Genomic DNA, 25,215 nt, shown 5'->3' with positions numbered 1-25,215 from the left:
GTCAGCTCCCTCGGTAGGTCGAATAGGCGAACGGGCTGAGCAGGAGCGGCACGTGGTGGTGCGCCGCGGGGTCGGTGATCCGGAACGTCAGCGCGACCTCCGGGAAGAACGCGTCCGGGCCCAGGTAGGCGCCGGTGTCGAAGACCAACCGGTAGGTGCCCGGCGAAAGGGTTTCCGGGCCGAGGTCGCGGATGCGGCCGTCGTCGTCGGTGCGGCCCTCGGCGATCGGCTTCCCGCCGGCGGTTTCGAAGCGGACGGCGATACCCGCGGCGGGGCGCCCGGCAGCCGTGTCGAGGACGTGGGTCGTCACGAGGCTCACGCCGTCACCGCCTTGGCCAGCCGCAACGAGGCGATCTTCAGCAGCTCCCGGCCGGCGACGGCCAGTTCGGTCGCCGGGTCGTTGTGCAGCCGGTCGCGCAGGATCTTCAGCAGTTCGCCGCCGCTGCGGCCGCTCGCGCAGACCAGGTAGACGTGCCCGAACTTGGCTTCGTACTCGGCATTCGCCGCCGCGAAGGCGTCCGGATTGTCCACACCGGACTGTTCGGAGTTCGCCCAGCCGCTCGCCGGTTTCTCCCCGATCCGCGGGTGCGCAGCCATCGCCTGCCGGATCTCCTCGCTGCTCAGCGGCAGGTCGGCGGCGGCTTTCAGCGCGTCGAGATCGGCGTACGGCCGCCCCACCAGCACGGCGTCGACCCACCGGGGCACGGCGAGGCATTCCGTCAGCAGCGGGCGGACGTCGGTGGTGTTGAACTCGGTGAGCAGCACGGGCTGACCGTACGTCGGCGCCGGAGTTCCGTCAACATTTTGTTGAAGGTGCTGGTCAGTCGGCTTCCCGGTTGAGGTAGTTGTAGACGGTGAACCGCGTGACGCCCAGCGCGTCGGCCACCGACGAGACGGATTTCCGCAGGCCGAAGGCGCCGCGTTCGCGCAGCAGCCGCACCGCGCGCTGCTTGCCCGCGCGGTCGAGTTCGCCCAGCTTGGCGCCCAGTTCCCGCTCGACGTCGGCGATCAGCCGGGCCAGTGCGTCGTTCAGCTCGACGACGGGCGGGCTGCCCGGGTCGTCGGCCCGGCGCAGCTGCAGCGTGACCCGCGTGGCGCCGCCGTCCAGGGCCGCCTTCGCGATCGACGGCAGCGCTTCGAGCAGCTCCTTCGCCTCACCGCGGGCGAGGGTGCCGAGCGGGCCGAAATCGGTGTCCAGCCCGGCTTCCGCGGCGGCGTCGCGGGCGGCGACGGCGTGCTCGGGCGGCGAACCTTCGCCGTGGAACGGTTCGCTGGTGAACTCCGCCTCAAGCCGCACGGGATGACCGTAACGCGCCGCGGCTGTCGTTGACGAGCGGCGCGGGCCGTGGTTACTGTCGTTTTGCGAAACCGTCTTTCCGGTCTGTGAAATCGGCGGTGTCATTTCTCCCGACGAAGGGCTTCGGATGGATCTTGTGGTGCGCGCCGCCCGGGCCGTGACGGCCGCGGGCGAAGTCCCCGCGACCGTCGGCGTCGACGGCGGCCGGATCGTCGCGGTCGAACCCGGCGGCGCGGCGCTGGCCGGCGACCGCGTCCTCGACCTCGGCGACGACGTCGTGCTGCTGCCGGGGCTGGTCGACACGCACGTCCACGTCAACGACCCCGGCCGCGCCGAGTGGGAGGGCTTCGAGACGGCGACCCGCGCGGCCGCCGCGGGCGGGGTGACCACGATCGTGGACATGCCGCTGAACAGCCTGCCGCCGACCGTCGACGTCGCGGCACTGGAGGTCAAGCGCAAGGCCGCGGCCGGCCGGGTGCACGTCGACGTCGGCTTCTGGGGCGGCGCCATTCCCGGCAACGCCGGAGAGCTGCGCGGCCTGCACGAGTCCGGGGTGTTCGGCTTCAAGTGCTTCCTGCTGCACTCCGGCGTCGACGAGTTCCCGCCGCTCGACCCGGCCGGGCTCGACGAAGCGTTGCGGGAGCTGAGCTCCTTCGGTGCGCTCATGATCGTCCACGCCGAGGACGCCCACGAGATCGACGAGGCACCCGAGCCGCACGGCGGTCGCTATGTCGACTTTCTGCACTCGCGGCCGCGCGAAGCCGAGAACCTCGCGATCTCGCAGGTGATCGAGGCGGCCCGGCGCACCAACGCCCGCGCGCACATCCTGCATCTGTCCTCTTCGGACGCACTGCCGCTGATCGCCGCCGCGCGCCGCGACGGCGTGGCCCTCTCGGCGGAGACGTGCCCGCACTACCTCAGCTTCGTCGCCGAGGAGATCCGCGACGGCGCGACGCAGTTCAAGTGCTGCCCGCCGATCCGCGAGGCGGCCAACCGCGAGCTGCTCTGGCAGGGCCTCGCCGACGGTGTCATCGACACGATCGTCAGCGACCACTCGCCGTGCACGCCGGAGCTGAAGCGCTTCGACAGCGGCGACTTCGGCCAGGCGTGGGGCGGGATTTCCAGCCTGCAGCTGGGGCTGCCTGCGATCTGGACGCAGGCGCGGCAGCGCGGTTTCGCGCTCGCCGACGTCGTCCGCTGGATGGCCGAGCGCCCGGCCGCGCAGGCCGGGATGCGCCGCAAGGGCCACCTCGCGGTGGGCTACGACGCCGACTTCTGCGTGTTCGCGCCGGACGAGGCGTTCGTGGTCGACGTCGCGAAACTGAAGCACCGCAACCCGGTCAGCGCCTACGACCGGCGGCCGCTCGCCGGCGTGGTGCGCTCGACCTGGCTGCGGGGCACCGAAATCACCGGCGACGAGCCGCGCGGCGCGCTGCGGACCCGGGGCAACTGCTGAAATGGAGACCGTGTGACCGACCGTCCGGAGTGGACAGAACTGCCCGACCTCGCCTCCCGCCGCTTCGGCGGGACGGTGATGTGGGCGACCGACGAGCTGTTCGCCGAGAAGGAGAACCTGGTCAACCCGTGGGCGCCGGCGCACCGCGCGGAGACGTTCGGGCCGAAGGGCCAGGTCTACGACGGCTGGGAGACCCGCCGCCACCGCGAACCGGGTGACGACCAGGCCATCGTGCGGCTCGGCCTGGCCGGCACGGTCGCCGGCGTCATCGTCGACACGGCGTTCTTCAAGGGCAACTACCCGCCGTTCGTCTCGGTCGAAGCGACGTCGCTCCCGGGCTACCCGTCGGCGGCGGAGGTGGCCGCGGCGGACTGGGACGTCCTGGTCGACCGCGCGCCGGCCGCGGGCCACACGGAGAACTTCTACGCGGTCAACGGGTCCCGGCGCTACACGCACGTCCGGTTGACACAGCACCCGGACGGGGGAGTGGCGCGCCTGCGCGTGCACGGTGCCCCGATCCCGGACCCCGCCCTGCTGGACCTGGACGCGCTCGACCTGGCGGCGCTGGAGAACGGCGCGATCGTGACGGGCTGCAGCAACCGGTTCTATTCGTCGCCCAACAACATCCTCTCGCCGGGCCTGGCGGCCCACCAGGCGGAAGGCTGGGAGACGGCCCGCCGCCGCGACGACGGCAACGACTGGGTGACGCTGCGGCTGGCCGGCGCCGGGATCGTCCGGTTCGTGGAGCTGGACACCAGCAACCTGAAGGGCAATGCGCCCGGCTGGGCGTCGGTGAGCGGCCGGGAGACGTACGGCGAGTGGGTCCCGCTGCTGCCGAAGACACGCCTGCAGCCGGACACGCGGCACCGGTTCGCCCTGCCGGACGGCCCGGAGGTGTCGGAGGCCCGCCTCGACATCTACCCGGACGGCGGCCTGGCGCGGCTGCGGTTGTTCGGCCGGCTCACGGAAGCGGGTCGCACGAACCTGAAGGCCCGGTTCGCGAAGACGCGCTAGCTCGCGTCGGGGCGGTTGAGGTAAGCGGAGGCGAGCGACAGGACGCACGCGCAGCCGATGATCGCGCTGACCCACCACTGCATGCCGACGACGACGCTCCAGACGAAGCCCGCCGCCGCGAGGGCGGCGACGAGGAGGTTCCGGAACTGCAGCGGGGTCGGCTTGGCCATGCCGCCAGCCTCTCACGGCCCCCGTTCGGGCCCGCGCTGTGCCCTGTTCTCCGCCCCTATGGCCAACTGCCACATCGATGAGGCATCTAGCCATAGGGTCGGAGAACAGCCGCGTCAGACCTCCGCGCGCTGCCCGGGTTCGAGCAGCACGAGCCGGTCCGCCAGCCCCGCCGCGTCGAAGGCTTCCTGCAGCGTGTCCGGCCCCTCGCTGAAGTGCCCCCAGCCCCGGAAGTGCAGCGGAACCACCTTCGCCGCCCCGAGCACCTTCGCGGCCTCGACCGCGTCCACGCTGGTCAGCGTCAGCGGTGCCCCGTCGAACAACGGCGTCCGGGCCGCGCCGGCGAACAGCACCGCGATGTCCACCCGGAACCGTTCCGCGATCTCGCGCACCAGGTCGACCGACGCGTTGTCCCCGCTCACATACACCGTCGGCAGCCCGTCGCCGGTCAGCACGAAGCCCGTGACGTCCCCGGTGAGCCGTGCCGCTCCGGAAGGCCCGTGCAGCGCCGGAACCGCCGTGACGGTCAGCGGGCCCACCTGCGCCGACTCCCACGGCTCCAGGCCCCGCGCCGTCCCGCCGAGCCGCTCGGCCCCGCTCGGCGTGATCAACGTCAACGGCACCGTCGTCAGGTACGCGCGGCCGCGGTCGTCGAGGTTGTCGGGGTGCTGGTCGTGCGACAGCAGCACCGCGTCCACCGCCCCGACCGCCTCCTCGGTCAGCGCCGAATCCTCGGTCTTGACCAGCACGCGCTCGCCGATCGGGTGGTCGCCGGGCGGGTCGAACGTCGGGTCGGTGAGCAGCCGGACGCCGCCCAGCTCCAGAAGGGCGGTCGGGCCGCCGGAGAACGTGATCCCGAAAGTCATATCCGGGCCAACAGCGGCAGCCACCGCGGTCTTCCCTACGGCGCCGACTGCCGCCGCGAGCTGATCACGCCCGTGTTGAACCCGGCCAGGTGCAGCCCGCCGGCGAACCGCGCGTGCTCGATCTTGACGCACCGGTTCATCACGACGTCCAGGCCCGCCTCCCGCGCCCGGTCGGCCACCGGCTCGTGCCACAACCCGAGTTGCAGCCACAGCGTCCGCGCGCCGGCGTCGATGACCTCCTCGGCCACCTGCGGCAGGTCGTCGTGCCTGCGGAAGACGCTGACCAGGTCCGGTTCGCCCGGGACGTCCTTCAGCGACGCGTACACCGGCTTCCCGAACAGCGTGTCGAGCCGCGGGTTGACGAAGTTGACCTCGTAGCGCGTCGACGAGAGCAGGTAGGTCGCGACGAAGTAGCTGGGCCGCGCCGGGTTGGCCGACGCGCCGACCAGCGTCACCGACTTCGTCCGCCGCAGGATCGCCCGGCGCTCGACCGCGCCGACGTCGTACGTCATCCGGCCACCGCCTTGCCGAGCGCCTGGTCGAGGTCCCAGAGGATGTCGTCGACGTCCTCCAGGCCCACCGACAGCCGGATCAGGTCGGGGCCGACGCCCGCGGCCGCGAGCTGCGCCTCCGAGAGCTGGGCATGGGTGGTCGACGCCGGGTGGATGACGAGCGTCCGCGCGTCGCCCACGTTCGCCAGGTGCGACAGCAGTTCCACCGATTCGACGAACTTCTCGCCGGAAGCGCGGCCGCCGTCGATGCCGAAGGAGAACACCGCGCCCGGTCCGGCCGGCAGGTACTTCCGCGCCAGGTCGTGGTGCGGGTGCGACGGCAGCCCGGCGTAGGACACCCAGGCCACGCGCGGGTCCGCTTCGAGGTGCTCGGCGACCGCCTTGGCGTTGGCGACATGGGCGTCCATCCGCTGCGGCAGCGTCTCGACCCCTTGCAGCAGAAGGAAAGCCGAGTGCGGCGACAGGACCGCGCCGATGTCCCGCAGCTGCTCGGCGCGCAGCCGGGTGCAGAACGCGTACTCGCCGAAGTTCTCCCAGTACTTCAGGCCGCCGTAGCTGTCGACGGTTTCGGTCATCCGCGGGAACTTCCCGGTGCCCCAGTCGAACTTCCCGGACTCGACGACGATCCCGCCGAGCGTGGTCCCGTGCCCGCCGAGGAACTTCGTCGCCGAGTGCAGCACGATGTCGGCGCCGTGCTCGATCGGGCGGCACAGGTACGGCGTCGCGAGCGTCGCGTCGACGACCAGCGGGATGTCGTGGGAGTGGGCGAGGTCCGCCAGCGCGGCGAGATCGGCGATGCCGCCGCCGGGGTTGCCGATGACCTCGGTGTAGAGCAGCCGCGTCCGGTCGGTGATGGCGGCGGCGTAGTCGTCGATGCCGCCGCTGACGAACGTCGTCTCGACGCCGAAGCGCCGGAGCGTGCCGGTGAGCTGGGTGACGGTCCCGCCGTAGAGCCCGCTCGCGGACACGATGTGGTCGCCGGCCTCGGTGAGCGCGCTGAAGGTGAGGAACTCGGCGGCCTGGCCGCTGGCGGCGGCGACCCCGCCGATCGCGCCTTCGAGGCTGGCGATCCGTTCTTCGAAGGCGGCGACGGTCGGGTTCCCGATCCGGCTGTAGATGTTGCCGTACTTCTGCAGCGCGAAGAGGTTCGCGGCATCGGAGGCGTCTTCGAAGACGAAGCTCGTGGTCTGGTAGATCGGCACGGCCCGCGCGCCGGTCGCCGGGTCGGGCGTGCCGCCCGCGTGCAGGGCGCGGGTGCGGAAGCCCCAGCTGCGTTCACTCATCGTGGTTCACGGTACGGGCGGGCTCGGGGCGTCGCCATCCCGTTCCACCGGGTGGGCTCAGCCGATCCGCCAGATCTCGGTGTCCACACCGCCGTAGACCTGCAGGAACGCGGCCGGTACCGGCCGCGCCGCCGGCCCGCGGTGGGCCGGCTCGATCGCGCCCAGGAGTTCCGCTTCGATCTTCCACTCGTTGCGCAGGTCCTGCATGGTCCGGCTGAGGTCCGCCTCGCCCAGGCTCGACGATCCGGCGGTCCGGGCGCAGGCCTCGTCGATGAGATCGAGGGCGCTTCTGGGCAGCCGGTGCCGCCGGTCGTACCGCGAGGCCAGCTCCACGGCCTTGGTCAGCACCTCGTCCTCGATCACGAGGTGGTGGTGGTCGGCGAGACGGCCGCGCATGACGCGGAGCACCGCCACGGCGGTTTCCGTGGACATCTCCACCACCTGGATCGGCTGGAAGAGCTGGGCCAGTGCGGGGCTTTCCGCGTTCACCCGGCGATAGCTTTCGGGTGTCGCGGTGCACCCGACCAGGACGTCACCGCGCAGCACGGCCGAGCTCAGGATCTCGGCGTGTTTGCCGTGCAGCAGCTCCGAGATGTCGTCGAGCAGGAGGATGACGTCTTCGCGGGCCCGGACTTCGGCCAGAGCTTTGCGCAGGTCTCCGTCTTCGCGGCCATCATGGGCAAGGGCGTGAACTTCTTTGCCTTTGAGCCGCTCCGGCACTTCACCGGCGACGATCCGCTGAGCGAGACCATCGAAGATGGCGGTCTTGCCGACTCCGTGCTCGCCGACGAGCACCGGATTGTGCCGGGTCCGGCGGCAGAGGACCTGGACGACCCGGTCGATCTCCTTGGCCCGGCCGACGATGGGTGCCAAGGCGCCGTCGTGAGCCAGGCCGGTGAGACTGCGCCCCGGCCGGCGCAGTGCCGGTTTCGCCGGTTCCGCTGCCGGAATCGGCTCCGGATCGGAGATGAGGTTCAGGGTGGTTTGGCGGAGTCCCTCCAGCGGGATGTCCAGCTTGGCCAGTACCTGGACGGCGACCCCATCGCCTTTGCGGATCAGCCCGAGCAGGAGGTGTTCCGTTCCGACGTAGTCGTGGCTGAGCCGCAGGGCTTCCCGCAGGGCGAGCTCCTGGACTTTTTTCGCCCGCGGGGTGAACGGAGCCTGTCCCTCGGGGATGCGGGTGCCCAGCCCGATGATCTCTTCCACCCCCCAGCGGATCATCTCGACGGTGAGACCGTGGTGCCGCAGTGCCCGGCCGGCGGTCGCTTCGCCGTCGTCGGCCATCGCCATGAGGAGATGTTCGGTTCCGATGTAGTTGTGGTTCAGGCTCTTGGCCGCCGCCTGGGCCCGGATGATGACGTTCCGCGCTCGATCGGTGAAGCGCTCAAACATCCGCGGCCTCCGGCGAAAGCAGCATCAGGTCCCTCGACACCCAAGCGGTCTGCGGCGCCTCTTCGCCGAGGTGGATCTTCTGCATGGTCAGCAGTTCCCGCAGCAGAGCGGCACTTTCCTCGAGCCGGCCCGTCAGGGCGAGGTCGATCGCGAGGACGTGCTGAGCCCGCCAGCACGCCGGGTCGAGGTGGCCCAAGACGCGGCGCATGTCGGGCAGCAGCGCGCGAAGCAGCGTGATCGCTTCCTCGCGCAACCCGGACTCACCGAGGTTCACCGCGAGGAGGTGCCGCGACCGCAGTACGTCGGTGTGCTCGGCACCGAGCTCGGCGGATTGCCGGGCGAGCAGGGTCCGCAGCCGGTCGGCCGCCTCCGCCGGATCACCGCCCTCGCCGATCGCGTGGGCGACGAGCTGCTCGGTCCGCCAGACCTTCCCATGCCGATCACCGAGGAGGGTCTGCTGACGAGCCAGGATCTTCCGCAGGTCAGGCAGCTGGTGAGCCCAGCTCTCCGCCCGGCCCCGCCGGATGATCTCCGCGATCCGGCCGTCGAGGTCCTCTTCGCTCTCGGCCGAGATGGCGTGGTTGCGCGCGATCCGGAACAAGCCCGAGTTCTGGCTCCCGCGCTTCTGCGGCCGCGGCAACCCGGCGGCCGTCATCATGGCCGACAGGTGCTGGAAGACGTCGTCGACCGTCAGGTATTCGCCCGCTTCCGGGATCCCCGTCTTCAGGACCCGCAGCAGCCGGCCGGTGAACGCGGTGTGCGGCTCGCCGTCGAGCACGAGGGCGACCTGGTCGCGCTGGGCGGACGTGATCAGGTAGGTGCCGTCGATGTCGAGCTGGCCGACGACCGCCCCCACCGGGTCGGCGAGCGTTTCCCCCATGGCCCGGCCCGAATAGCAGGAGTCCAGGATGACGACCTTCGTGCGCGCCGGGCTGTCCAGGATCTGGTCTCGCAGCGCGTCGTAGGACAGAGACCCGAAGATGGGGTGTTCCAGGTCGCTGTCGGGCAGGCCGAGGTACAGCTCGTGCCGGCGGCCGATGATGCCGTGGCCGACGAAGTAGACCACCAGGAGACCCGTCGCGCCCGCCATCGCCTCGCGGATCCGCCGTCCCAGCTGGGCGATGTCCGGCTCGTCGAGCAGGACGGTGCAGTGCTCGGCCGGGACGAGCCCGTGCCCCGGATCGGTGAAGACGTCCCGCATGTCGTGCAGGCACCGTTCGACGACGGGAATGGGCGGGAGGCGCTCGTCGGTGTACTGGGACGTGCCGATGAGGACCACGCGCGCTTCGTCCCGGACCCCGGACGTCATGGCGATTCGCCCTCCCGGAACAAGCGGTCGAGGATCGCTTCGATGTCGTCCGAGCCGACCCGGTCGGCCTCGATCTCCGTGGTCTGCGCACCGTTTTCCCCGCGGCTCACCCGGAGGACGACGTGCTTGCCGCGCGGCCGCTGCACCCAGGCTTTCAACGCGGAGGCGAGCACGGTCAGGGCGCCGCCGCTGCCGACCGAGATCAGGATCGCGTCGGCGATCGTTCCCAGTTCGCCCGGCTTCGGGGCCGCGTGGCGGCTCTTCACCGCCGGTCTCAGCTCGGGGTCGCCGCGCAGCCAGTCGAGCAACGACTCCTGCAGCGCAGGGTCGGTCACGGAAACGGCGATGTCCATGCGAATGCTCGCCCACCCTCCCGGCCGGGGCAACGTGCCGGGGATGTCGTGCGGGCAACCGGTCTTGTTACGCGCGGTGCCCGTCACCTCTTGCGGTTACGCTCCCTTCCGTGACGGTGGCCTGGAGCGTGACGATCGACTGCGCGGACCCCCGCGCACTGGCGAGGTTCTGGGCGGTGGCCCTCGGCTACATCGAACGCCCGCCCCCGGCCGGGTTCGCGAGCTGGGAAGCGTGGTTCACCCAGCACGGCGTGCCCGAGGACGAGTGGGACGACGGCGCGTACCTGACCGATCCGGAGGGCGTCCTGCCGAGCCTGAGCTTCCTCAAGGTCCCCGAAGGCAAGGTCACGAAGAACCGCGTCCACCTGGACGTCCAGGCCGGCGGCGGCCGCGAGGTGCCGTGGGAGACGCGCTGGGAGCGGGTCGTCGAAGCGGTCGCCCGGTTGACCGCCGCCGGGGCGACCGTCCTGCGCGAGGACAAGCTGGACGGCCGTCCCGACCACTTCGTGATGGCCGATCCCGAGGGCAACGAGTTCTGCGTGCTCTGAACCCGGTCAGTGCCACGGCAGCACGCGGCCGAACCGGACCAGCTCGCCGTAGGTTGCCGGGTCGACGTCGGCGAACACCACGTCCAGCACCGGCCGCGCCGCTTCGTCCGGGGTCCGGGCCTGGCTGAAGTCGCTGAACCACGGCCGCGACGCGCGCGTGTCGACCAGGCCCGGGCAGACCGCCGCCACCAGCGTTCCGGCCGCGAGGTCCGCCGCCCGGCGCTCGGCCGCCACCGCGCGGACCGCCGCGACCTGCGCCACCTTCGACGGCACGTTGATCCACTCCGGCCAGCCCTGCCCGGCGGCCGTGCCGTCGTGGATCGCCGTGCGCCAGTCCTCGACCGCCTTCTCCACCTCGTCCAGCGAGACGCCGTCGAAGCGCGGCCGCAGCGGCTCGGGCAGGTGGTCCAGGGTGCCGAGCGAGCTGGCGACGACGAGCAGCCGCCCACCCGGCCGCAGGACCGGGCCGAACGACCGCAGCACCGCGTGCGTGCCGCCGTTGGCGACGTCGAGGAACACGTCGGCCTGCTCGCCCTGCGGGCGGCCGGGGTCGAGGGGACCGATGGCGTTCGAGATCACGATGTCGGCCGGCCGGGCGAAGCGGGCGACCGCATCGGGGTCGGAGACGTCGAGGACGCGTCCTTCGACGCGGCTGCGCGTCGCCGGATCGGTGGCGACCGCGGAAGCGGCGGCGGCCACCCGGCCGGCGTCGCGGCCGGTGAGCAGGACGAGGTCTTCGGGGTTGAGCCGGGCCGCGAGGCCTCGGACGAGGGCGAAGCCGAGGCCCTGGTTGGCCCCGGTCACCACGGCGATGCGGGTCATACCGGCCACGCTAAGACGACGACAGCCATGCGAAAAGCGAAAAAGAAGCAACCGTGGTATGCGTGAACGTCATGGACTTCGGTGACGTCTCCCTGGTCGCCCTGCGCGTGTTCCGCGAGGTCGCCGAACGCGGCACCCTCACCGCGGCCGCGGCGGCGCTCGGATACACCCAGTCCGCGGTGTCGCGGCAGATCGCGTCCCTCGAACGCGTGGCCCGGACGCCCGTGCTGGAGCGGCGGCCCGGCGGCGTCCGCCTCACCGCGGCGGGCACCATCGTGCTGCGCCGGGCGATCGCGGTGCTCGACGAGATCGACGCCGCCGGGCGCGAGCTGGCCGGGCTGCCCGCCGACGCCGGCACGGTCCGCCTGGGCTGGTTCCCCAGCGCGGGCGCGGTGCTGGTGCCCCGCGCCGTCGCCGGGCTGCGGCGCACACATCCCGCCGTCACGGTGGTCACCCGGGAAGGCACGACGCCGGTCCTCGTCCGGGCGCTGCGCGCGGGCACGCTCGACCTGGCCGTGCTCGGCTCGGTCCCGCCGTTCCGGCCGCCGGACGCCGAGACCCCGGCGTTGCGCCTCGAGACGCTCGCCGAGCGCAGCCTCCGCCTCGCGGTGCCCGCCGGGCACCCACTGGCCGGCGCCGGCCCGGTCGACGTCGCGGACCTGCGCGGGCAGCGCTGGATCGCCGGGCCGCAGGCGGGGGAGGAGACGCTGATGGGCGTGTGGCCGGGGCTCGACGAGCGGCCCGAGATCGCCCACACCGCCCGCGACTGGCTGGCGAAGCTGAACCTGGTCGCCGCGGGCTGCGGGCTGACGACGTTGCCCGCTTCGCTGGCCGGGGCCGTGCCGCCCGGAGTGCGGGTGCTGGAGGTCCGCGGCGGCCCGTCGGAGCGGCGGCGGGTGGTGCTCGCGCGGCTGCCGGGGGCGATGTCCGAGCCGGCGGCGCTGCTGGCCGGAGTTCTGCGCCGCACCGCCGCCGAATGACCCGGATCACGTCCGTTCCGGTCACATCGGCCGCCGCCGCGGGGTCTACTGCTACGACGCACGGCGGAAGGAACGGGACACAGTGGACGCGCTGACCGAGCGGTTCGAGCAGGAGCGGCCGCGGCTGCGTGCGGTCGCCTACCGCATGCTGGGCTCGGCCGCCGAAGCCGACGACGCCGTCCAGGAAACGTGGCTGCGCTTCCACCGCACCGACGCCGGCGAGATCGACAACCTCCCCGCGTGGCTGACCACCGTGGTCGCCCGGGTGTGCTTGTCCCTGCTGCGCACCCGCCGCAACCACCGCGAGGAGCCCCTCGACGGACAGCCCGAGCCGGACGACGACCGCCGCGACCCCGGGCAGGAGGCGGAGCTGGCCGACACCGTCGGGCTGGCGCTGCTGGTGGTGCTCGACGCGCTGGGCCCGGCCGAGCGCGTCGCGTTCGTGCTGCACGACATGTTCGCGGTGCCCTTCGACGAGATCGCCCCGGTGCTCGGCAAGACCCCGGCCGCGGCCCGGCAGCTCGCCAGCCGCGCCCGCCGCCGGGTGCGGGGCGGGACCACCGCGGCCGCGGACCTGCCACGGCGGCGCAAGGTCGTCGAAGCCTTCCTGGCGGCCTCGCGCGGCGGCGACTTCGAAGCACTCCTGGCCCTGCTCGACCCGGACGTGGTGCTGCACGCCGACCGGTTCGTCGGCCCGAGCCCGGCGCCGATCGAGCTGCGCGGCGTCGAGAGCGTGCGCCGCGGTGCGATCCTGGCGTCCGAACGCGCCCGCGCGAGCGAACTCGCCCTGGTCGACGGCGCTCCCGGCCTGCTCATGGTGCGCGAGGGGCGGTTGGCGGTGGTCCTGGCGTTCCAGGTCGACGGCGACCGCGTCACGGGCATCGACGTCATCGCCGACCCGGAGCGGCTGGGGAAGCTGGAGCTGGCGGTTCTCTAACCCAGGGCGGCGCGAAGGCGTGCTTCGCGCTCTTCGGGCGTCTGACGCGGACAGCTGACGCACTTGGGGTTGCCGACTTCGTAGATCAGGCAGCACGAAGCACGCCGCACGGCCGGGGTGCGGCCGACGCGCACGAAACGCGGCTTCGGCAGGCCCAGGCCGATCGCGGCGACCAACGGCCCGGCGAGCGCCATCGCGCGCTCCGGATCGGGCGTCCACAGCAGCCGGTTGCCGATCGAGTCGGTGGCGATCGCTCCGAGCGCCCGCTCCCGCGCCCCGCAGACGGCGGCGATGGTGGTGATCGCGGTGCCGAGGGCGGTGGTGAGGGCGGCGCCCACTTCGGGGAGGCCGCCGTCGAGCCGGCGGGCGGAGCGGGCACCGAGGAACCGTCCGTCGGCGACGAGGTCCAGCTCGACGGCGTCCAGCGACGGGTCGACCGGCGTCCCGGCCACCAGGCCTTCGACCGCCGGGGCCACCAGGACCGACGAGAGCGAGTACCACCAGATCGTCCCGAGCACTTCGGGCCGCGCGCAGCCGTACAGCTTCGCGGCGCCGCCGATGCGGGCCCGGACCCACTCCGGGTCCGCGAGCCGGGTCGCGGACGCGGTCCAGTCGGGCATCACCCCTCCACCTTCCCAGACTCAGCGCCGCCGGTACGTGGACACGGTGAACGACACCGTGACGACCTGCGGTTCCCGCACCGCGTCCAGGCGCTCCCGGCGGCCGTCGCGGTCCAGGTGGAACCCGGCGGGGCCCATCTCGACGGCCTGGCGCACCTGCCGCGGTGTCAGCTCCACCTCGCGCCGGACCTCCGTGCGGTCTGTGCGCGTGAAGTACTCGCCGAGGGTGGCGTCCAGGCGTTCGTCCTTGCGTTCGTCGACGGCCAGGACCAGGTCGCCGAGCTCGCGGAGGTGGTCCGGGGCCGGCGCCGCGACGACCAGCAGGCCGCCGGGCCGCAGCACGCGGTGGAACTCCGGCCCGTTGCGCGGCGCGAAGACGTTCAGCACGACCGACGCCACGCCGTCGCCCACCGGCCACGGCTCCCACAGGTTCCACACCGCCGCGCCCAGCCGGGGGTGCGCGCGGGCCGCCCGCCGCAGGGCGACCGCCGAGACGTCCAGCGCGAGGCCGAACGCCTCCGACGCCGCCAGCACCCGCGCGAGGTAGTACCCCGTGCCCGCGCCGGCGTCGACGACGAGCCCCTCGGCCTCCGCGCAGACGCGGGCCAGTTCGTCGGCAAGGGGCTCGTAGGCGCCCGACGCGAGGAAGTCCGCGCGGGCCGCGACCATCGGTGCGGTGTCCGCCGTTCCGGCCGGGATTCGCGCGTGCAACAGGTTCACGTAACCCTGCCGGGCTAGATCAAATGAGTGGCGGTTTTCGCAACGCACCGTGCGCCCGGTTAGTCCGATCGGGTCGCCGCAGACCGAACACCGCAGCGCCGCCACGACCGGAGGTGGCAGTGGGTCATTCCCGTGGTCGGCCGCTGTCATGGAGGTATTCGACCACGACGTTTCGCAACCGGACACTCCAGGAGGGGTCCTGGGAAACCTGGCCGTAACAACCGGGCGCGGACAGTTCACGCGGGCGAAACCTCACGCGCCGCCCCGTGAAACACCGCGAGCCAAAACTGCCAACGCACGAACCCAGGGCACGGGAGGACGATTGTGCTGAACGCAGGAGACACCGCATGGGTATTGGCCAGCGCCGCGCTGGTCATGCTCATGACCCCAGGACTGGCGTTCTTCTATGGCGGCATGGTCCGCGCGAAGAGCGTCCTGAACATGCTGATGATGAACTTCATCGCGCTGGCCGTCGTGGGGGTGCTGTGGGCCCTGTACGGCTTCTCGATGTCCTTCGGCGACGACGCGTTCGGAGGCTTCCTCGGTAACTTCCACTTCGCCGGCCTCGAAAACACCTTCGGCAAGCTCGCCGGATTCGCGGTCGCCGCCACCGACACCTCGCCGGCGGTCGCCTGGCCGGGTTCGGACGGGCTGCCGGTGCTCGCCTTCGTGATGTTCCAGCTGATGTTCGCGATCATCACGCCCGCGCTGATCTCCGGCGCCATCGCCGACCGCGCGAAGTTCTGGGGCTGGACGCTGTTCGTCGTCGTCTGGGTGACGGTCGTGTACTTCCCGGTCGCGCACTGGGTGTTCTCCTTCAACGGCTTCATCGGCGAGAACGCGGTCGGCGGCTGGATCGCCAACAACCTCAAGGCGCTCGACTTCGCCGGTGGTACCGCGGTCCACATCAACGCCGGTGCCGCGGGCCTGGCGCTGGCGATCGTGCTCGGCAAGCGCAAGGGCTGGCCGAAGGACACCGGACGGCCGCACAACGTTCCGTTCGTGCTCCTCGGTGCTTCGCTGCTGTGGTTCGGCTGGTACGGCTTCAACGCCGGTTCGGCGCTGGCCGCCAACGACCTCGCCGCCGTCGCGTTCACCAACACCACCGTCGCCACCGCCGCGGCCGTCCTCGGCTGGCTGCTGATCGAGCAGATCAAGTTCGGCAAGCCGACCACCCTCGGCGCGGCCTCCGGCGCGGTCGCCGGTCTGGTCGCCATCACCCCCGCGTGTGGTTTCGTGAGCCCGCTCGGGGCCATCGCGATCGGCCTCATCGCCGGTGCGCTCTGCGCGCTCGCCATCTCGCTCAAGTTCAAGTTCGGCTTCGACGACTCGCTCGACGTCGTGGGCGTCCACCTGGTCGGCGGCATCGTCGGCACGCTGCTGATCGGCTTCTTCGGCACCACCAGCGTGAACTCGCTCGGTGCGGACGGCCTGTTCTACGGCGGTGGGTTCACCCAGCTGGGCCGGCAGGCCGCGGCCGCCGGTGCGGTGCTCGCGTACTCCTTCGTGCTTTCCTTCATCATCGGCTTCGTGATCAAGAAGGCCGGCGGCTTCCGCGTCAGCGCCGAGGACGAGGTCAGCGGCATCGACGAAGCCCAGCACGCGGAAAGCGCCTACGACTTCACCGGGACGGGCGGCGGCCTCGGCTCGCCGAACACCATTCCGGTCAAGTCCACCCCGGCCGCGAAACTCGAGGAGAGCAAGGCATGAAGCTCATCACGGCGATTGTGAAGCCGTTCACGCTCGACGACGTCCGTTCCGCGCTGGAGCAGCTGGGCGTGCTGGGCATGACGGTCAGCGAAGTCCAGGGCTACGGGCGGCAGAAGGGCCACACCGAGGTCTACCGCGGCGCCGAGTACTCGGTCGACTTCGTGGCCAAGCTGAAGGTGGAGGTCGTCACCGACGACACCAACGTGGAGAAGGTCCTCGAGGCCATCACCACGGCCGCGCACACCGGCAAGATCGGTGACGGCAAGGTGTGGGTGACGCCGGTGGAGACCGTCATCCGGGTACGGACCGGCGAGCGCGGCACGGACGCCCTATAAGGCGTCTGGAATGGCCGACGGGGGCGAACTGGTCAAGGCCACCGAGCGTTTGCTCGAGGGCAGGCACGGCCGGCTGGGGGCATCCGCACTGCGGGCGGCCCTGGTCGACCTCTATGAATTCTGGCTGGGCAGGGGAGCCTCGGCGGCCGGCGTCGACACCGCGGAACCGGGTGTCGCGCTGGTCGCCGTGGGCGGGCTCGGCCGACGGGAACTGGTGCCGTTCTCCGATCTCGACCTGCTGCTGGTGCACAACGGCAACAGCGGCGTCGGCGAGATCGCGGACGCGCTCTGGTATCCCTTGTGGGACGCCAAAGTCGGGCTCGACCACTCGGTCCGCACACCGGGTGAGGCGCTGAAGGTCGCTTCGGAGGACCTGCGCGTGGCCATGGGCCTGCTCGACGCCCGGCACCTCGCCGGGGACGCCGAGCTGAGCGGCCGTCTGGTCTCCGCGGCGCGGGACCAGTGGCGCCGCACGGCGCGCAAGCAGATCCCGGACATGACGGCGTCGGTCCGGCAGCGCTGGACCCGCAGCGGCGAAATCGCGCAGTCCGCCGAACCGGACCTCAAGCACGGCCGGGGCGGGCTGCGGGACTTCGCGGTCCTGGAAGCCCTCGCCGCGGCGCAGCTCACCGCGCGCCCTGGCGAGGAACTCCTGGAAGCGAAGGGGCTGCTGCTCGACGTCCGCACCGAGCTGCGGCGCGAGATCCGGCGGGAGCGGGACGTCCTGTCCGCGCCGGAAGCCGAGCTGGTCGCCGCCGAGCTGGGCTTCGGCGACCGGTTCACGTTGGCCCGCAAGCTTTCCGGAGCGGGCCGCACGATCGCGTACGCGCTCGACGTCGCACTCCGGTCCACTGTGGAGCCGCCGAAGACGCGGTTCGGGCGGCGGCCGGCCCGGACGCCGCTGGCCGAGAACGTGGTGCTGCACGGCAACGAGGTGGCGCTGGCCCGCGACGCCGTCCCGGCGAAGGACCCGGCGCTGCTGCTGCGGGTCGCCGCCGCGTCGGCGCGCACGGGCAAGCCGATCGCGCTCGGCACGCTCAAGGCACTGGCCGAGTCCGCGCCGGAGCTGCGCGCGCCGTGGCCGGCCGAGGCGCTCAACGCGCTGGTCGAGCTGCTGGGCGCGGGGGAGGGCCTGGTCGACGCGGTCGAGTCGCTGGATCGGACCGGCCTGTGGTCGCGGTTGTTCCCGGAGTGGGGTGCGGTCCGCGACCTGCCGCCGCGGTCGCCGGTGCACCAGTGGACGGTCGACCGGCACCTGGTGCGCACCTGCGTCGAGGCGGCCAAGCTGACGACCACGGTGCCGCGCCCGGACCTGCTGCTGATCGGCGCGCTGCTGCACGACATCGGCAAGGGCCGCGACGCCGACCACTCCGAGCTGGGTGCCAAGATCTCCGCCCAGGTCGCGACCCGGCTGGGCCTGAGCCCGGCCGACGTGGCGACGGTGTCGGGGATGGTCCGCCATCACCTCCTGCTGCCGCACACGGCGACCCGGCGCGACATCAGCGAGCCCGCCACGGTGGCGCGGGTGGTGAAGACCCTGGACAGCGACATCGTCCTGGTCGAGCTGCTGCACGCGCTGACCCAGGCCGACTCGCTGGCCACCGGCCCCGGGGTCTGGACGGACTGGAAGGCGCGCCTGCTGGCGGAGCTCGTGTCGGGCTGCGAAGAAGTGTTGCGCGGCAAGGGGTTCACCGCGCCCTCGCCGATGGACGACGAACAACGCGAGCTCGTCGCTTCGGCGGTGAAGTCGGGCACGGGCGAGATCCGGATCAGCTCGCACGGCAAGGTGGTCACCGTCCTGCTGGCGGTCCCGGCCCGGGCGGAACTGCTGGCCCCGGCGGCGGGCGTGCTGGCGCTGAACTCCCTGGAGGTCCACTCGGCGATCCTGCGCGGCCACGACGGTGGTCGCGCGGGGGTGTTCACGGCGTCGCCGAAGTTCGGTTCGCTGCCGGACGCGACGCTGCTGCGCGAGCAGTTCGCCCGCGCGGTGGCGGGCACGTTGCCGCTCACCCAGCGCTTGGCGGCGAAGGAACGCGACTACGGGGTCCCGGCGGAAGCCCCGGTCGCGCCGAAGGTGCTGTGGTTCGACGACGAGACGTCGGGCCCGGACACGGTGGTCCTCGAGCTGCGCGCGGCCGACCGGATCGGCCTGCTGTTCCGGGTGGCGGGCGCGTTGCGCCGCTGCGACGCCGAAGTCCGCTGGGCGAAGGCCTCGACCCTGGGCGGCGCGGTGGTGGACTCGTTCGCGGTGACGCCCCGCAGCGGCCGCATCGAACCCGGCTGGCGCCGTGAGGTGGAGCAGGCCGTCCTGGCCGCGGCTTCCTGAGCCCAAGCGCCCCAGGGCGGCCTCCGCTGAGAGTGGCGGTGCGCGCCAAGGCCGCCTCGGGACGCTGGGGCGAGTGGTGCGCCGGATGTTCTAGCCGGGCGCGCCGACCCAGCGGCGCAGCGCCTCGTCCAGGCCCGGGCCGCCGTCCCACGCGACGTACCCGTCGGGCCGGACGAGCCGAGGTGCCGCCCCCTCGCGGCCCTCGACCCGTCCGGTCCACCCGGCCGGCACCGTGGCGCCGACCAGGACCGCGCGGCCGTCCGCACTCGCCGGGACGTCGGTCGCGCGGCCGGTGGTCCCGGGGTACGCCACCCCGATGCCCGACAGCTCCGCCGCCACCGCGCGGCGGGCCTCGGGGACGGCCAGCAGGTCCGTGACGACCGTCCGGACGGCCACCGCGTCCGGGTCGGGCACGCCGAGGACCGCCTGCGCCCTCGTGCTGACCAGGACGCGCGCCGCGATCGGGTGGCGCTCGTCGTGGTAGCTGTCGAGCAGCCCGGCCGGCGCCGTGCCGCGGACCGTCGCCGCCAGCTTCCAGCCCAGGTTCGCCGCGTCCTGCAGGCCCAGGTTGAGCCCTTGGCCGCCGACCGGGAGGTGGATGTGCGCCGCGTCGCCGGCGAACAGCACCCGGCCGTGGCGGTAGCGCTCCAGCTGCCGGGACGCGTCGCCGAAGCGGGACGCCCACAGCACGTCGCCCACCTGGATCTCCGGCCCGTGCGCGGCGGTCAGCGCGCGCTGCACCTCGCCGGCGGTGACCGGGGTGCCGCGGTCGAGCTGTTGCTGCTCCTCGCCGAAGACGATCGTGCGGTAGCGGCCGCCGGACAGCGGCACCAGGTATCCCGAACCCGACGACGGCAGCTGCCAGTCCTCCGCCAGGCCGGCGGGCTTGGCGCGCAGGGTGAGGTCGGCGACGACCAGGGAGATCCGCGCCGGGCGGCCGGGGAACGCCGCGCCCAGCAGCGTCCGGACCGTGCTGTGCCCGCCGTCGGCGGCGACCAGCCAGCCGACCCGGTGCGTCCGCCCGCCCGCGGCGACCGTGACGCCCTCGTCGTCCTGGGCTACCGCGGTGACGGCCGCGTCGCGCAGCACCGGCGTGCGCAGCCGCGCCTCGATCGCCGCCGCGACGTGGGCCTGCTCCACGCCGAGCTGGTACGGGAAGCGCGTCGGCAGGTCGCGGTAGTCGATCGGGACGCCGGAGAAGTGCCCGGCGGGCAGCTTCGCCTGGACGTGCGGCTCGAGCGCGTCGAGCAGGCCGCGGTCGGCCAGCACCTCCACCGACCGGGGCTGCAGGCCGAGGGCCTTCGACTGCGCGGCGGGCCCGGCGTCGCGCTCGAGGACCAGGACGTCGGCACCGGCGCGTTCCAGCTCGAACGCGGTCAGCAGCCCGGTCGGGCCCGCGCCCGCGATCAGGACGTCAGGCATCGAGGTTCTCCTTGCGGAGGTACCAGACGTGCCAGGCGATCAGCACGGCCAGCGCGCCGAACCAGGCCACGTTCGTCACCAGCGCGATGAGGTCGATCGGCAGCGTGTAGACGAGCACGATGTGCACCACCGCGCTGCCCAGCAGCACCGCACCCCACGCGGCGGTGTTGATCCGCAGGCCGCGCCGGAACCGGTCGTCGGTGTCCCAGCGGGCCGCCCACGCGTCGGCCCCTTCGGCGCCGCGCTTGATCTCGGCGATCGTGCGGCCGAGCGTCAGCTGCGCCGGACGGCCGACGAAGACCGTCACCAGCATCCAGGCGCCGAACAGGCCGCCCAGCGCCGCCGTCCAGCCTTCGCGGATCACCAGCGTGCGCGGGTCGTCCGACAGCAGGCCGAGCACCACCGACAGCACCAGCACGCTCAGCGTGACCAGGGCGACCAGATCGATCTTGCGGTTGCGGGCGATGGTCCACAGCACGTACGGCGCGGCCACCAGGACACCCGCCATCAGCGCCCACCACTGGCTCACCCCGGCGGCGCGCAGGCCGTAGAACAGCGCCATCGGCACGATCACTTCGAACACGACGTTCCGCACGTTGGCGCGCACGAGCCGGCGCAGGCCGGCGTCCGGTTCGGTCTTCTGCTCGATCATCATCCGGCTTCCCCAGTGGTTTCGGGTGCGGTCGCCCGCACGTAAAGGTCGGCGAGCTCACGGCCGATGCGCGCGAGCTCGGCCGGTTCGGGCACGTTCGCCGCGGCGGTGGCGACGACGGCGTCGAGCCCGGCGGTGAAGGAGAGCGCCGCGGTCCGGGCGTCGAAGGAGCCGAACGCGCCGGCCGCCTGCCCGGTGCGGAAGTGCTCTTCGAACAGGGCGAGCCGCCCGTCGACGGCGGCACTGCGCGAGCCGGCGTTCTTGACGAGGTCGATCAGTGCCCGCAGCTCGGTGGCGTGCTCGCCGACGAGCTCGACGTTCGCCTCGACGAAGGCACGCAGCTGGGCGACGTGCCCGACGGCGGCGTCGATGCGCGGCTGCATGAACGCCCCGGTGACCTCTTCGATCTCGGTGACGCAGGCGGCGAGCAGGTCGTCCTTGCCCGCGAAGTGGTAGCTGATCATGCCGGTGCTCGACAGGCCGGCGTGCTTCGCGATCCGGCTGAACGACGCCTTGAGGTAGCCGGCTTCGGCGATCACGGCGATCGCGGCCCGCACGATCTGGGCGCGCCTGCCGGACTCCGTGAACGTTCTTGCTCGCATGAGCAAAAGTTAGCTCAGTCGAGCAAATCTGACAAGGCGCCTGGTCAGGGCCCGGAAATGGCGTGGGTCAGGCGGAAGCGGTGCCTTCGACGACCTGGTTGCGGCCGGCGTCCTTGGCCCGGTACAGGGCCTTGTCGGCGGCCTGCAACAGCCGGTCGACGGCCGTGCCGCCGTCCGGGTAGGTCGCGACGCCGATGGAGGCCGACAGGCCGCCGATGGCGCGGATCCGGGTGCCGTCCTCGTACTCGACCCGCAGGGACTCGATCGCCGACCGGATGCGCTCGGCCACCGCGAGCACCGCCGCCGGCCCGATGTCCGGCAGCAGGACGACGAACTCTTCACCGCCGAACCGGCCGACCGAGTCGTAGTCGCGGACGGCGCTCTTGATCGTCGCCGCGACCGCGCGCAGCACGGTGTCGCCGGCGAGGTGGCCGTGCTCGTCGTTGATCAGCTTGAAGTAGTCCAGGTCGATCATCAGCACGCCGAACGTGCTGCGCGTGCTGCGCTGGGCGCGCGCCAGTTCGCGCGAAGCGAGCAGGTGCCACCCGGTCGTGTTGAACAGGCCGGTCTTCTCGTCGGTCGTCGCGGCGATCTCCAGCTGCTTGATCAGCACCGCCCGGTGCAGCACGAGAAGCGGCGGCACGATCGCGACGGCGAGCGCGGGCAGGGTCGCCAGCGTCAACGCCGTGAGCAGGCCCAGGCAGAGCGTCGCGACCTCGAGGAGGTTGTCGCCGAGGCCGCCGAAGAACGCCTTGACCGTGCGTTTGGTGATCGTCAGCGCCGGGACGATCGTGATCGCCGAGACCAGGAAGTACGTCACCGCGGCCAGCGTGATGGCCGTGACGCCGCGCCAGCCGGCGGTCAGCGCCCCGTACATGTCCGGCACGCCGAGGCGGCCCAGGACGAGTTCGGCGGAGTAGCAGGTGATGACGACCAGCGTCGCGTTCAGCGTGGTCCGGAACGGCGGAACGCGCTTGATCCGCGCGAGGCTGCGCGTCGCGAGGTGCAGGTAGAGGACGGCGATCAGGGCGGTGACGAGCGCCGGCGGCAGCAGCAGCACACCGGCGAACGTCCAGACCGACGTCAGGTTGATGTGCGGGGTGTCGGACACCAGACGTCGGACGCGTTCGATCTTCCGGCCCAGCTCGGCCTGCAGCACACCGAGGCCCGTGAGGACACCGAAGACGGCCAGATCCCACCCGCGCGTGGGGACGTCCACGGCGGCCCAGGCGGTGGCGACGAGCGCGACCGATTCGACGAGGAAGCAGTAGAAGATCAGCGACCCGCGCTGCTGCCAGAGGGTCCAGTGAGCAGGGTTGAGCGCCCCACGGATCCGTCCCGCGCGGGGTTGGGCCGGACGGGCGCCGTCCATACTCAAGGCGGTGCAACTCCCCTGGGTGATCCGACGATCCGCATCCACCCCACCACACCGGGCGGCCGCGATCGATGATTGCCACACGTTCGGAGCAGTGAAGGGAGGCTGCCGCCATGCGCAACCGCGAGTCCTGAGCCTTCCCGAAGCCCGCGCGAACCGCCGGAGGGAGGCCGCCATGCGCAATCGCGAGTCCTGAGCCGACGTGAGTCCTGTCCGCCGTTCCGTCTGTGCGCCGAGAGGAGAGCCGTCGTGCGTAACCGCGAGTCGTGACCACGTCCTGTCCGCCACCACGAGCCGAGAGGAGAGCTGCCGTGCGTAACCGCGAGTCGTGAGCCGATGTCTGCCTGCCTGGTCATGTGCCGGAAGGAGGAGTGCTGTGCGTAATCGCGAGTCCTGAGTCGATGTCCGCCTGCCCGATCACGTGCCGGAAGGAGAGCTGCTGTGCGTAATCGCGAGTCCTGAGTCGATGTCCGCACGCCCGATCACGTGCCGGAAGGAGAAGTGCCGTGCGCAACCGCGAGTCGTGACCCAGCCGCGCTCCCGATCCATCCCCCTAGAGAGGAAACGTCACCATGCGCAACCGTGAGTCGTGAATTCGTGCCGGAGGATCCGGCCGACCCCTCGTCCGCGGGCCGGGGTGGGGCCGCTCAGGCGGTCGCGCCGCCGTCGACCACCAGGTCGTGCCCCACGGTGAAGGCGGCTTCGTCCGAAGCCAGCCACAGCACCGCGGCGGCCACCTCGGCGGTGGCACCCACCCGGCCCAGCGGAATCGCGCCCTTCAGCCGCTCGGCGCGACCGGCGTCCGTCTCGCCGGGGCGCCGGGACATGTCCGTGTCGGTCGCGCCCGGGCTGACCGCGTTGATGCGCACGCCGTCGGCGATGTGGTCGCGCGCCGCCGTCCTGGTCAGCGCGCTCACCGCGGCCTTCGACGCCGCGTAGGCCGCCATGTTCGGCAGCCTGCCGTGCGCGCCGATGTTCGACGCCATGTTGACGATCGCGCCGCCGCCGTGCGCCCGCATGTGCGCGACCTCGTGCTTCAGGCACAGCCACGTCCCGGTGACGTTCGTGCCCAGCACCGCGCCGAAGCCGTCCTCGTCGAGGTCCGCGGCCGCCGCCGGCGACCCGAGGATGCCCGCGTTGTTGAACGCGACGTCCAGCCCGCCGTGCCGCGCGACGACCGTCTCCACCATTCGCGCCACGTCCGCGGAGTCGGTCACGTCGACGGTCACCGCACTCGCGCCGCCGCCGATCTCCGCGACCGCGGACGCCAGCCGCCCCTTGTCGCGCCCGGCGACGACCACCGTCGCGCCTTCGCCCGCGAACGCCCGCGCGGTCGCCCGTCCGATGCCCGAGCCGCCGCCGGTCACCAGGACGACCTTGCCTGCAAAACGTGCCCCCATCGTGTTCCCTCTTTCTGGTCCGATCATTCTTGAATGAGGAGTCGGAGAGCCTGTGAGGCGGCCGCGTCCACCCGGCTCACCGCATCGGCGCCCTTGCCCAGGACCCGCAGTCCCTGAAGCACTGTGAGCAGGAAACGCGCCAGCGTCGCCGGCTCGCTGCCGTCCGGGAGTTCGTCCTGGGCCTTCGCGCGTTCCAGCGCCATGGTGAGCGCGACTTCCAGGGTGTCCCAGCTGCGCTCCACCACTCGCGCGACTTCCGGGTCGTGGGGGAGCAGCTCGATCGCCGCGTTGACGACGAAGCAGCCCATTTTCGTTTCGTCGCCGAGGATTTCGGCGGTGTAGCTCTCGAACAGCCGGCGCACCGCGGCCACCCCGGAACCCGGCTCCGACAGCTGGGCCATCACCCGTGCGTCGGTCTGTTCCGCGTACCGCTTCAACGCCGTGACGTACAGGTCGTGCTTCGTGCCGAAGGTGGCGTACAGGCTGGCCTTGGCGACGCCGAGGTGCGTGACGAGGTCGCTGACGGACGTCGCCTCGTAGCCTTGGCGCCGGAAAAGCGTGAGGGCGCCGTCGCAAGCCTCGCCGACGTCGAACTCCTTGACCCGGGACATGATCAAAACCCTAGCCAAATCCAGAACGGTCGGTCAAATATACAACCGGCGGTGTGTCGCGTCCGGTGACACGGCGTGCGGTGGCACTATGGCTGCTTCGACCGGCCCCAGGGGGTGAGCGATGCAGGATCGGCTGACGCTGCCGCCGACCGTCGTCGCCACCCACCTGCGCTCCTGCGCCGAGGAACTCGCCGCCGGCCTGCGCTGCGGCGGCCCGGGCGCCACGACGGCCGAGCTCACCGACGTCGTCGCTCAGCTGGTCGCCGGCCAGGAAGCCATTTCCCACGCGCTCGCCGGCCTCGCCGCCCGCGTCGAAGGCGGTTCGGCCGCTCTCGCCGCGGCCCCGCCGCTGGACGTCGAGGTGGTCACCGAAGTGCTCCGCGCGGCCGCGATCGCCTCCCGCTGCTCGGCGGAGGCGCTCGACGAGGTCACGCCGTCGTTCGAATGTGTGAGCGAATCCGTCTCACCTGACACCCGTTTGTAGCTGTCGATCCGCTGCGGCCGC

General features: G+C 72.1%; 28 protein-coding genes. 9 read left to right on the top strand and 19 right to left on the bottom strand.

The window, feature by feature from the left end; all coding sequences use genetic code 11:
- Position 1: 1 nt before the first annotated feature.
- From uraH to ACWED2_RS39440, 3 genes are read right to left on the bottom strand one after another with little or no spacing between them, the layout of a single operon-like run.
- Positions 2-319 carry a hydroxyisourate hydrolase gene (uraH, locus tag ACWED2_RS39450; RefSeq protein WP_449695621.1) on the bottom strand — a complete coding sequence of 106 codons (318 nt, stop codon included), beginning with the start codon at positions 317-319 and terminating at the stop codon, positions 2-4.
- Entirely contained in the window at positions 316-765 is a 450-nt protein-coding gene (locus ACWED2_RS39445; protein ID WP_449695620.1) for a 2-oxo-4-hydroxy-4-carboxy-5-ureidoimidazoline decarboxylase, read from the bottom strand. Before ACWED2_RS39445 ends, uraH begins: the two co-directional genes overlap by 4 nt.
- Before the next feature lie 55 nt (positions 766-820).
- The gene (locus ACWED2_RS39440; RefSeq protein WP_449695619.1) at positions 821-1,297 is read right to left on the bottom strand and encodes a helix-turn-helix domain-containing protein; all 477 of its coding nucleotides are present in this window, start codon (positions 1,295-1,297) and stop codon (positions 821-823) included.
- A 127-nt stretch (positions 1,298-1,424) separates the two neighbouring features.
- Here ACWED2_RS39440 and allB point away from each other — a divergent pair, with 127 nt between their 5' ends.
- Both allB and alc read left to right on the top strand, forming a co-directional pair.
- A complete protein-coding gene (gene allB / locus ACWED2_RS39435; RefSeq protein WP_449695618.1) occupies positions 1,425-2,753 on the top strand; it encodes an allantoinase AllB in 1,329 nt (442 codons plus the stop codon).
- A gap of 12 nt (positions 2,754-2,765) precedes the next feature.
- Positions 2,766-3,767, top strand: a complete 1,002-nt coding sequence (gene alc, locus ACWED2_RS39430; protein WP_449695617.1) for an allantoicase — start codon at positions 2,766-2,768, stop codon at positions 3,765-3,767.
- Here the strand turns inward: alc and ACWED2_RS39425 are convergent.
- The 7 genes from ACWED2_RS39425 to ACWED2_RS39395 all read right to left on the bottom strand — a co-directional run bounded on the left by ACWED2_RS39425 (position 3,764) and on the right by ACWED2_RS39395 (position 9,650).
- A complete protein-coding gene (locus ACWED2_RS39425) occupies positions 3,764-3,937 on the bottom strand; it encodes a hypothetical protein (RefSeq protein ID WP_449695616.1) in 174 nt (57 codons plus the stop codon). The two genes, alc and ACWED2_RS39425, sit on opposite strands and share 4 nt — an antisense overlap.
- A gap of 114 nt (positions 3,938-4,051) precedes the next feature.
- Positions 4,052-4,801, bottom strand: a complete 750-nt coding sequence (locus ACWED2_RS39420) for an MBL fold metallo-hydrolase (protein ID WP_449695615.1) — start codon at positions 4,799-4,801, stop codon at positions 4,052-4,054.
- A 35-nt stretch (positions 4,802-4,836) separates the two neighbouring features.
- Positions 4,837-5,313 carry a CoA-binding protein gene (locus ACWED2_RS39415; protein ID WP_354851715.1) on the bottom strand — a complete coding sequence of 159 codons (477 nt, stop codon included), beginning with the start codon at positions 5,311-5,313 and terminating at the stop codon, positions 4,837-4,839.
- Positions 5,310-6,596 (bottom strand): O-acetylhomoserine aminocarboxypropyltransferase/cysteine synthase family protein, encoded by a 1,287-nt coding sequence (locus ACWED2_RS39410; RefSeq protein ID WP_449695614.1) that lies wholly within the window; start codon positions 6,594-6,596, stop codon positions 5,310-5,312. Before ACWED2_RS39410 ends, ACWED2_RS39415 begins: the two co-directional genes overlap by 4 nt.
- A 57-nt stretch (positions 6,597-6,653) precedes the next feature.
- Entirely contained in the window at positions 6,654-7,988 is a 1,335-nt protein-coding gene (locus tag ACWED2_RS39405) for a Clp protease N-terminal domain-containing protein (protein WP_449695613.1), read from the bottom strand.
- On the bottom strand, positions 7,981-9,297 hold the full coding sequence (locus ACWED2_RS39400; protein ID WP_449695612.1) for a caspase, EACC1-associated type: 1,317 nt from the start codon (positions 9,295-9,297) through the stop codon (positions 7,981-7,983). The genes ACWED2_RS39405 and ACWED2_RS39400 overlap by 8 nt, the downstream gene beginning before the upstream one ends.
- Positions 9,294-9,650: an effector-associated constant component EACC1 gene (locus ACWED2_RS39395; RefSeq protein ID WP_449695611.1), complete on the bottom strand. Its 357-nt coding sequence runs from the start codon at positions 9,648-9,650 to the stop codon at positions 9,294-9,296. Before ACWED2_RS39395 ends, ACWED2_RS39400 begins: the two co-directional genes overlap by 4 nt.
- Positions 9,651-9,760: 110 nt before the next feature.
- Between ACWED2_RS39395 and ACWED2_RS39390 the strand changes: the two genes are divergently transcribed.
- Positions 9,761-10,198, top strand: a complete 438-nt coding sequence (locus ACWED2_RS39390) for a VOC family protein (RefSeq protein ID WP_449695610.1) — start codon at positions 9,761-9,763, stop codon at positions 10,196-10,198.
- Positions 10,199-10,204: 6 nt separating this feature from the next.
- On the opposite strand, the gene ACWED2_RS39385 is transcribed toward ACWED2_RS39390, so the two are convergent.
- Positions 10,205-11,020, bottom strand: a complete 816-nt coding sequence (locus ACWED2_RS39385) for a carbonyl reductase (protein ID WP_449695609.1) — start codon at positions 11,018-11,020, stop codon at positions 10,205-10,207.
- 71 nt (positions 11,021-11,091) lie between these two features.
- Here ACWED2_RS39385 and ACWED2_RS39380 point away from each other — a divergent pair, with 71 nt between their 5' ends.
- On the top strand, positions 11,092-12,000 hold the full coding sequence (locus ACWED2_RS39380; RefSeq protein WP_449695642.1) for a LysR family transcriptional regulator: 909 nt from the start codon (positions 11,092-11,094) through the stop codon (positions 11,998-12,000).
- Between the two features lie 82 nt (positions 12,001-12,082).
- Positions 12,083-12,937, top strand: coding sequence for a sigma-70 family RNA polymerase sigma factor (locus ACWED2_RS39375; protein WP_449695608.1), 855 nt, complete (start codon positions 12,083-12,085; stop codon positions 12,935-12,937).
- On the opposite strand, the gene ACWED2_RS39370 is transcribed toward ACWED2_RS39375, so the two are convergent.
- Together ACWED2_RS39370 and ACWED2_RS39365 are read right to left on the bottom strand one after the other, a co-directional pair.
- Entirely contained in the window at positions 12,934-13,560 is a 627-nt protein-coding gene (locus tag ACWED2_RS39370; protein WP_449695607.1) for a (2Fe-2S)-binding protein, read from the bottom strand. The two genes, ACWED2_RS39375 and ACWED2_RS39370, sit on opposite strands and share 4 nt — an antisense overlap.
- 18 nt (positions 13,561-13,578) lie before the next feature.
- Positions 13,579-14,427, bottom strand: a complete 849-nt coding sequence (locus ACWED2_RS39365) for a putative RNA methyltransferase (RefSeq protein WP_449695606.1) — start codon at positions 14,425-14,427, stop codon at positions 13,579-13,581.
- A gap of 174 nt (positions 14,428-14,601) precedes the next feature.
- On the opposite strand from ACWED2_RS39365, the gene ACWED2_RS39360 reads away from it, so the two are divergent.
- From ACWED2_RS39360 to ACWED2_RS39350, 3 genes are read left to right on the top strand one after another with little or no spacing between them, the layout of a single operon-like run.
- A complete protein-coding gene (locus ACWED2_RS39360) occupies positions 14,602-15,987 on the top strand; it encodes an ammonium transporter (RefSeq protein WP_449695605.1) in 1,386 nt (461 codons plus the stop codon).
- The gene (locus tag ACWED2_RS39355) at positions 15,984-16,322 is read left to right on the top strand and encodes a P-II family nitrogen regulator (protein WP_013223833.1); all 339 of its coding nucleotides are present in this window, start codon (positions 15,984-15,986) and stop codon (positions 16,320-16,322) included. Before ACWED2_RS39360 ends, ACWED2_RS39355 begins: the two co-directional genes overlap by 4 nt.
- Before the next feature lie 10 nt (positions 16,323-16,332).
- On the top strand, positions 16,333-18,648 hold the full coding sequence (locus ACWED2_RS39350; protein WP_449695604.1) for a [protein-PII] uridylyltransferase: 2,316 nt from the start codon (positions 16,333-16,335) through the stop codon (positions 18,646-18,648).
- Positions 18,649-18,738: 90 nt separating this feature from the next.
- Here the strand turns inward: ACWED2_RS39350 and ACWED2_RS39345 are convergent, their stop codons facing one another.
- The 6 genes from ACWED2_RS39345 to ACWED2_RS39320 all read right to left on the bottom strand — a co-directional run bounded on the left by ACWED2_RS39345 (position 18,739) and on the right by ACWED2_RS39320 (position 24,710).
- Positions 18,739-20,070, bottom strand: a complete 1,332-nt coding sequence (locus ACWED2_RS39345) for an FAD-dependent oxidoreductase (RefSeq protein ID WP_449695603.1) — start codon at positions 20,068-20,070, stop codon at positions 18,739-18,741.
- Positions 20,063-20,725 carry a VC0807 family protein gene (locus ACWED2_RS39340; RefSeq protein ID WP_449695602.1) on the bottom strand — a complete coding sequence of 221 codons (663 nt, stop codon included), beginning with the start codon at positions 20,723-20,725 and terminating at the stop codon, positions 20,063-20,065. The genes ACWED2_RS39345 and ACWED2_RS39340 overlap by 8 nt, the downstream gene beginning before the upstream one ends.
- Positions 20,722-21,324: a TetR family transcriptional regulator gene (locus ACWED2_RS39335; RefSeq protein WP_449695601.1), complete on the bottom strand. Its 603-nt coding sequence runs from the start codon at positions 21,322-21,324 to the stop codon at positions 20,722-20,724. The genes ACWED2_RS39340 and ACWED2_RS39335 overlap by 4 nt, the downstream gene beginning before the upstream one ends.
- 67 nt (positions 21,325-21,391) lie before the next feature.
- Positions 21,392-22,696: a diguanylate cyclase gene (locus tag ACWED2_RS39330; RefSeq protein WP_449695600.1), complete on the bottom strand. Its 1,305-nt coding sequence runs from the start codon at positions 22,694-22,696 to the stop codon at positions 21,392-21,394.
- Between the two features lie 650 nt (positions 22,697-23,346).
- Positions 23,347-24,099: a glucose 1-dehydrogenase gene (locus ACWED2_RS39325; RefSeq protein WP_449695599.1), complete on the bottom strand. Its 753-nt coding sequence runs from the start codon at positions 24,097-24,099 to the stop codon at positions 23,347-23,349.
- Positions 24,100-24,122: 23 nt separating this feature from the next.
- Positions 24,123-24,710, bottom strand: a complete 588-nt coding sequence (locus tag ACWED2_RS39320) for a TetR/AcrR family transcriptional regulator (protein WP_449695598.1) — start codon at positions 24,708-24,710, stop codon at positions 24,123-24,125.
- Between the two features lie 121 nt (positions 24,711-24,831).
- Here ACWED2_RS39320 and ACWED2_RS39315 point away from each other — a divergent pair, with 121 nt between their 5' ends.
- Positions 24,832-25,194: a hypothetical protein gene (locus ACWED2_RS39315; RefSeq protein ID WP_013223841.1), complete on the top strand. Its 363-nt coding sequence runs from the start codon at positions 24,832-24,834 to the stop codon at positions 25,192-25,194.
- The last annotated feature ends 21 nt before the right edge of the window (positions 25,195-25,215 follow it).

This window comes from Amycolatopsis sp. NPDC005003 (assembly GCF_053600695.1).
The sequence above is the reverse complement of the archived record's forward strand: the minus strand, read 5'-3'. Positions and strand labels throughout refer to the sequence as shown.

What these genes read in the sequence shown, in the direction of transcription:
- ACWED2_RS39410 (WP_449695614.1), bottom strand. Translation starts at nt 6,596, where the DNA reads ATGAGTGAACGCAGCTGGGGCTTCCGCACCCGCGCCCTGCACGCGGGC.
- ACWED2_RS39380 (WP_449695642.1), top strand. Translation starts at nt 11,092, where the DNA reads ATGGACTTCGGTGACGTCTCCCTGGTCGCCCTGCGCGTGTTCCGCGAG.
- ACWED2_RS39345 (WP_449695603.1), bottom strand. Translation starts at nt 20,070, where the DNA reads ATGCCTGACGTCCTGATCGCGGGCGCGGGCCCGACCGGGCTGCTGACC.
- allB (WP_449695618.1), top strand. Translation starts at nt 1,425, where the DNA reads ATGGATCTTGTGGTGCGCGCCGCCCGGGCCGTGACGGCCGCGGGCGAA.
- ACWED2_RS39365 (WP_449695606.1), bottom strand. Translation starts at nt 14,427, where the DNA reads ATGACAGCGGCCGACCACGGGAATGACCCACTGCCACCTCCGGTCGTG.
- ACWED2_RS39425 (WP_449695616.1), bottom strand. Translation starts at nt 3,937, where the DNA reads ATGGCCAAGCCGACCCCGCTGCAGTTCCGGAACCTCCTCGTCGCCGCC.
- ACWED2_RS39350 (WP_449695604.1), top strand. Translation starts at nt 16,333, where the DNA reads ATGGCCGACGGGGGCGAACTGGTCAAGGCCACCGAGCGTTTGCTCGAG.
- ACWED2_RS39395 (WP_449695611.1), bottom strand. Translation starts at nt 9,650, where the DNA reads ATGGACATCGCCGTTTCCGTGACCGACCCTGCGCTGCAGGAGTCGTTG.
- ACWED2_RS39325 (WP_449695599.1), bottom strand. Translation starts at nt 24,099, where the DNA reads ATGGGGGCACGTTTTGCAGGCAAGGTCGTCCTGGTGACCGGCGGCGGC.
- ACWED2_RS39320 (WP_449695598.1), bottom strand. Translation starts at nt 24,710, where the DNA reads ATGTCCCGGGTCAAGGAGTTCGACGTCGGCGAGGCTTGCGACGGCGCC.
- ACWED2_RS39385 (WP_449695609.1), bottom strand. Translation starts at nt 11,020, where the DNA reads ATGACCCGCATCGCCGTGGTGACCGGGGCCAACCAGGGCCTCGGCTTC.
- ACWED2_RS39330 (WP_449695600.1), bottom strand. Translation starts at nt 22,696, where the DNA reads ATGGACGGCGCCCGTCCGGCCCAACCCCGCGCGGGACGGATCCGTGGG.
- ACWED2_RS39340 (WP_449695602.1), bottom strand. Translation starts at nt 20,725, where the DNA reads ATGATGATCGAGCAGAAGACCGAACCGGACGCCGGCCTGCGCCGGCTC.
- ACWED2_RS39335 (WP_449695601.1), bottom strand. Translation starts at nt 21,324, where the DNA reads ATGCGAGCAAGAACGTTCACGGAGTCCGGCAGGCGCGCCCAGATCGTG.
- ACWED2_RS39315 (WP_013223841.1), top strand. Translation starts at nt 24,832, where the DNA reads ATGCAGGATCGGCTGACGCTGCCGCCGACCGTCGTCGCCACCCACCTG.
- ACWED2_RS39415 (WP_354851715.1), bottom strand. Translation starts at nt 5,313, where the DNA reads ATGACGTACGACGTCGGCGCGGTCGAGCGCCGGGCGATCCTGCGGCGG.
- ACWED2_RS39400 (WP_449695612.1), bottom strand. Translation starts at nt 9,297, where the DNA reads ATGACGTCCGGGGTCCGGGACGAAGCGCGCGTGGTCCTCATCGGCACG.
- ACWED2_RS39405 (WP_449695613.1), bottom strand. Translation starts at nt 7,988, where the DNA reads ATGTTTGAGCGCTTCACCGATCGAGCGCGGAACGTCATCATCCGGGCC.
- ACWED2_RS39355 (WP_013223833.1), top strand. Translation starts at nt 15,984, where the DNA reads ATGAAGCTCATCACGGCGATTGTGAAGCCGTTCACGCTCGACGACGTC.
- ACWED2_RS39420 (WP_449695615.1), bottom strand. Translation starts at nt 4,801, where the DNA reads ATGACTTTCGGGATCACGTTCTCCGGCGGCCCGACCGCCCTTCTGGAG.